We start from the raw sequence: 1,148 nt of genomic DNA on the forward strand, positions 1-1,148 counted from the left end.
TTCCTCTCGATGCAACAGCAACGCCGCGTTCTCACCTACTTGCTCGTAGTGGCTCAGCAGACTCGGCTCTGTGTCGTGTGGCTGGGCCGCCAGCGAATCGCGCCGGGCATGCACGTGGGCCCAGAAGCCGGTGGCATTGTGCAGCCTGGCCGGCAGGCGTTCGACGGCAGCCCAGTCGAGGTTGACGTGCCAGCTGGCCACCCCGTCGCGTGGGAACTGAAGGGCGAACTGGCCAACGCAGACGGGGGCGAGTGCGACGGAGTTGTGTGCGGACATATCGATGCCTTGGTAAACGGGCGCTGGCGTGCAGCCGGTGAGGTGACCCACCCACAACACCAGCAGCCAGGGGGAGAAACGGCGGATCACGCTGGCACCTTCAATGGATCCAGCGAACGCAGCACGCTGTCGAGCACGAATTCCCGTACACCGGCATCGTTATAGGAGCCTTGATGGTCGTAGCCACCTGCCTTGCACAGCACGACCGGGCGCGCCCTTCGTACCCCCGCCGCGCTTTCGGCCGCGGGCACGGTGCCATCGCCCGGATCGGCCGGCGGCTGCACCACGCAGCGGACCGGCTGGCCGCTGCTGTCGTGCAGGCCGCGTTCGGGCAGGGCTTCATTGGCGGCCACATCGGTGCGACCGGGCAGCACCCGCTACAGCCCCGGGTTGCCCTGCAGGGGCTTCTGCGCGTTTTCGCTCCACCTCGCATGACCGGTCACGCTGGGGTTGGCCATACCGTCCTGGCTGCCGGCGGCAAGCTGCACGTAGGTGGCTGCCACCGCACGCCAGGTAACGGTGCCCCACGCCTTGTGCTTTTTCGCGTCATTGCCGTAATAGGCGAAGGTGGGCTGATGAAAGCGATGCGCCAGTTTTTCGTGGTACGCAGCGGCGCGATTCAATGCCTTGCGGTGCTCCACTAGTGCGTTGGTTTCCCGCTTGGCCGGGTTCAGCCATTCCGGGTTGATTGCCTGCCACCAGGCATCGGTCTGGTAAATTTCCCGGTAGGGGTCGCCATGCTCGGGAAGCTGCTTGAGCACCTTGCCGTTCGCCGATGTAATGAACAGCCAGGGCTTGCCGGCGTTGTAGTGGCGGTTGGGAGCCAGTTCCATCGGGCCGGGGCCAAACCCCAGCACCGGCGTGGTTTCACG

At 65.6% G+C, this 1,148-nt stretch carries 1 protein-coding gene and 2 pseudogenes; all 3 read right to left on the reverse strand.

What is annotated here, in order from left to right:
* Nucleotides 1-366, reverse strand: a pseudogene (locus tag DBR34_RS17195) (hypothetical protein); the annotation flags it as partial.
* Nucleotides 363-650: a hypothetical protein gene (locus DBR34_RS23715; protein WP_258224064.1), complete on the reverse strand. Its 288-nt coding sequence runs from the start codon at nucleotides 648-650 to the stop codon at nucleotides 363-365. The gene DBR34_RS23715 and the pseudogene DBR34_RS17195, both read right to left, overlap by 4 nt.
* A gap of 3 nt (nucleotides 651-653) precedes the next feature.
* A pseudogene (locus DBR34_RS23720) lies at nucleotides 654-1,148 on the reverse strand (hypothetical protein); the annotation flags it as partial.

The organism is Stenotrophomonas sp. HMWF003, assembly GCF_003061285.1.
GTDB classification, from domain to species: domain Bacteria; phylum Pseudomonadota; class Gammaproteobacteria; order Xanthomonadales; family Xanthomonadaceae; genus Stenotrophomonas; species Stenotrophomonas maltophilia_AP.